Here is a 3,403-nt window from a genome sequence, read left to right as displayed (position 1 = left end):
CCGCTCTTGCGTTTTGAGAACTTGTCTCTTCTTGTTTCTTTCTGGTTTCTTCAAGCTCTCTTCTAAGCTCTTCTTTTATTTGCGCGCGTAATTCTTCATTGAGTACAGGAGTTGTCTCTTTTCCTTTTGGTTGCTCTTTTGGTTGCTCTTTTGATTGTTCTGCTTCTTCTTGTGGGTTTTTTTCTGTGATTCCTAATTTTTGTTTGATAATTGCTTCAGCTTCTTCATCAGGAACGGTGAAATATTTCCAGAAAAGGCGTTCTTTTCCTTCATGGTTTATGAGTAAGGGAACTGCAAAATCAGGTATTTGTCGTAATGATACTCTTACGAGAGGATCAAGTTGTGCTTCTTCAAGAACTTTGTTAGCTTCTAAGAGGTCATGGGTTCTTTTGTCTTTTTCATTTAGTTTGTGTGCAAATCGCGAGAGTTGTGCTTCTTGCCCTGGAAGAAAGTAGAGGGGGCTTCCACCCACTTTGAGTTTGGAGATTTTTACCTTGTTTTTACTTGCTAGTTCTGCAAGCATTGCTGATGCGAGCATGACATCAACGCCGATGTGTTTGTTTACTTGTGCGGGCACTATGGGTCCGTTTCGTTGGATAAACTGAAGAATTGCGGCGCTTTTGTCCATAGGCGAGGAAAAAGGCTGAACGGTATTTAAGTGTTATTACGGCGTTCTTCTTTGTTTTAAAGAAACCTTCTTTTTTGTAAAAGGTAAACAAACACCCGTCAAAAGAGGGGGGCGACCCGGGTCTGTTAGATTGCTCTAAAGAGCAAGAGCAAAACTTAAGGGCGCAACCACTTATTCTCGAAATAGGTTACGTCTCCTTCTGCATCAACAATCCCTAATAAAAGCCTTTTTTTCGTAGAGTGTGCTACTCTGTTTTTTGCTGAGAATTCGTACCACGTCATGCCATCTGCTTCTGCTACGGGAAAAACGATCCACCGCGCATGGTCTTCTCCAGGTTTTACCCCGCGGTCGTAGACTCTAAAATCTGCTCCGAATTTGAGCGCGGTTTTTACTATGTATCCTCGTGAGCGTAGATCTTTGAAGACGCAATAGCGAATCCAGAAGTTTTTTTCTCTTCTGCGTGCTTTGTTGATGAAGGTTTGGATGTCAAGTTCTTTTTTGCGGTCGTAAACCTTTATTTTTTTCTTTTCTATTAGGTAAAGTGCTTCGTGTAGTGCGAGGTGCACAGATCCATCAGCGAGGATCTTTCCAAAGCGTGATTGGTTGTAGAGTTCGCGTGCAGCGTCGCTTGGCTCTGTGATGACGCGCTCTCCCACCCATTGTGATTTAATTACCATGTTGTGCACGTGAGCGAAGGGTATTTAAATATTCATCTATTTATTTTCAATAGTCTCTTATAATCAATTTTAAGGAGCGATAAAAAATGATGAATATTACTGTTCTTGGCACTGCTTCTGCGATTCCTACAAAGGATCGTAACGTTACCTCTGTGTTCTTGCGTTTTAAGGGCCTTGGCATTCTTTTTGACTGCGGTGAAGGAACTCAGCGTCAGATGAATCTTACAGGAATTAAACGCACTGATGTGGATATTATTGCGCTTACTCACTGGCATGGCGATCATGTGGGGGGGCTTATTCCTCTTATTCAAACTATGGGAAATAGCGAAGATGGTAAACGTCTTACTATTATTGGTCCAAAAGGAACAAAGGAATTTATGCATCATGCATTGAAATCGTGTGCCTTTGAATCTACTGTTGATATCATTGTTGAGGAGATTGACCCTAAGGAGACAAGTGTAGTTCTTGAGACTTCTGAGTATGTTCTTGAGACTGCTCCTCTTGATCATTCCACTCCTTGCGTGGGTTATGCATTTACAGAAAAAGCGCGTTTGAATATTAACAAAGAGGCCTTATCAAAGTTGAATATTCCTGATGGTCCTCACTGCAGAATTCTCAAAGAAGGAAAGGATGCGCAGTATGCGGGAAAGGTTTTACGCGCAAAGGATTTAACGTATACGGTTGAGAAGAAGAAATTTGTGTTCATAACTGATACGCGTATTTGCAAAAGTGCTGTTGAACTTGCAAGAGATGCGGATCTTCTTTTGTGCGAGGCAACGTTTGCTAATGAGCATAAAAACAGAGCTCTTGAGAGCAAACATATGATTGCAGCAGAGTCTGCAAAGATTGCAAATGATGCAGGAGTGAAAAAACTAGTACTTACTCATTTTTCTCAGCGATATGCGACAACGGAGCAAATTGAGCGTGATGCTCGCGATGTTTTTGATAACGTAGAGTGCGCGCAAGATTTTAGTAAGTACACTCTTTAGTGCGCAGTGTTGCTCATCGTATGAGCGTTGTATGAGCGTCTTGTTGTTTTAGAACAAACAGCATCTCAGAGTGATAGCTAGTTTAGATAATAGTGTGGCCAAAACGTTTGATCTCTTGTACACTAGTTGCGCCGATTTATTCAGAACGAACAAGCACACAAAAGTGGTAACGCATTTTTATAAAGAGCCGTCTTTCTTTTTCTCATTGATGATGGATATTACGGAAGAGATGGATGAAAAGATTCGTGAAATTATGCATCAAAAACGCATCACGTATCAAGAAGCAGCACAAATAGTAAAATCAGGGCAAAAAGGTCTTGAATCCTTCGGATTTAGGTGATTAAAACATTTAATCATCCGTACTCAATACTTTTATAGTGGATTGTTTTCTTCTTCATTATGTCAAAACGTAAAGGTATTGCTGCTGAAAGAGAACTCCTCCACAAATTTTGGAAGATAGGGGACTGCGTTGCGCTAAGAGCTCCTGCTTCCGGCGCAATGAAATATCCTTGTCCAGACCTCCTCGTCGGAAATGCAAAAAGACGTTTAGCAATCGAATGTAAAGTAAATAAAGGAACACGCCAATACATCACCAAGGAACAAATAGAACATCTTGAACAATTCTCTTCAATTTTTGCAGCAGAAGCGTGGGTTGCGATAAAATTTGATGATTGGTACTTTATTCCAAAAGAAAATCTAGACATGACGCAAAAGCACTTCGTGATTAGCTTAGAGCGAGCAAAACTATTAGGATTTTCTTTTGAAGAAGTAACACAGCACCTACGCTCAGAGCTTGCGTAGCTCTTCAAACAGAGAATGAATCCTGCTATCCTTAGCGTTTTTTCCCTTTAACAATTCAAGCTCTTTTTCTTCTTCTTCTGCGATTTTCTCAATCCGTGCTTCTTCTTTCTTGATCTGAGATCCTTGCGAACTTGAAACAAAAATAAGCAGGATAGATATGAAGACAACATTAATAATCATGCCAAGCATAGAACTAAAACCCGTAACCATTCTCGCAGCAGTTGAAACTGGGGCAATATCTCCATAACCAATGGTGGTAAAGGAAACAATGCTGTAATAGACAAAGGTTCCATATCCAGGTTCTTTTT

General features: G+C 40.5%; 5 protein-coding genes. 2 read left to right on the top strand and 3 right to left on the bottom strand.

The window, feature by feature from the left end; all coding sequences use genetic code 11:
* Both D6774_04100 and endA read right to left on the bottom strand, forming a co-directional pair.
* A partial coding sequence (locus tag D6774_04100; GenBank protein ID RME77547.1) for a hypothetical protein occupies positions 1 to 628 on the bottom strand: 628 nt, incomplete at its 3' end.
* Between the two features lie 155 nt (positions 629 to 783).
* Complete coding sequence (gene endA, locus D6774_04095; GenBank protein ID RME77546.1) at positions 784 to 1,305, bottom strand: tRNA-intron lyase; 522 nt, start codon at positions 1,303 to 1,305, stop codon at positions 784 to 786.
* An 86-nt stretch (positions 1,306 to 1,391) separates the two neighbouring features.
* Between endA and rnz the strand changes: the two genes are divergently transcribed.
* Complete coding sequence (gene rnz / locus D6774_04090; protein ID RME77545.1) at positions 1,392 to 2,294, top strand: ribonuclease Z; 903 nt, start codon at positions 1,392 to 1,394, stop codon at positions 2,292 to 2,294.
* A 399-nt stretch (positions 2,295 to 2,693) separates the two neighbouring features.
* Positions 2,694 to 3,095: a Holliday junction resolvase gene (locus tag D6774_04085; GenBank protein ID RME77544.1), complete on the top strand. Its 402-nt coding sequence runs from the start codon at positions 2,694 to 2,696 to the stop codon at positions 3,093 to 3,095.
* Here the strand turns inward: D6774_04085 and D6774_04080 are convergent.
* Positions 3,081 to 3,403 (bottom strand): two pore domain potassium channel family protein (locus tag D6774_04080; GenBank protein RME77543.1); only part of this gene is annotated, 323 nt, incomplete at its 5' end. The genes D6774_04085 and D6774_04080 overlap by 15 nt on opposite strands.

Source organism: Candidatus Woesearchaeota archaeon (assembly GCA_003695435.1).
In the GTDB taxonomy this organism is placed as follows: Archaea; Nanobdellota; Nanobdellia; order Woesearchaeales; family UBA11576; genus J101.
The sequence above is the reverse complement of the archived record's forward strand: the minus strand, read 5'-3'. Positions and strand labels throughout refer to the sequence as shown.

What these genes read in the sequence shown, in the direction of transcription:
- endA (RME77546.1), bottom strand. Translation starts at nt 1,305, where the DNA reads ATGGTAATTAAATCACAATGGGTGGGAGAGCGCGTCATCACAGAGCCA.
- rnz (RME77545.1), top strand. Translation starts at nt 1,392, where the DNA reads ATGATGAATATTACTGTTCTTGGCACTGCTTCTGCGATTCCTACAAAG.
- D6774_04085 (RME77544.1), top strand. Translation starts at nt 2,694, where the DNA reads ATGTCAAAACGTAAAGGTATTGCTGCTGAAAGAGAACTCCTCCACAAA.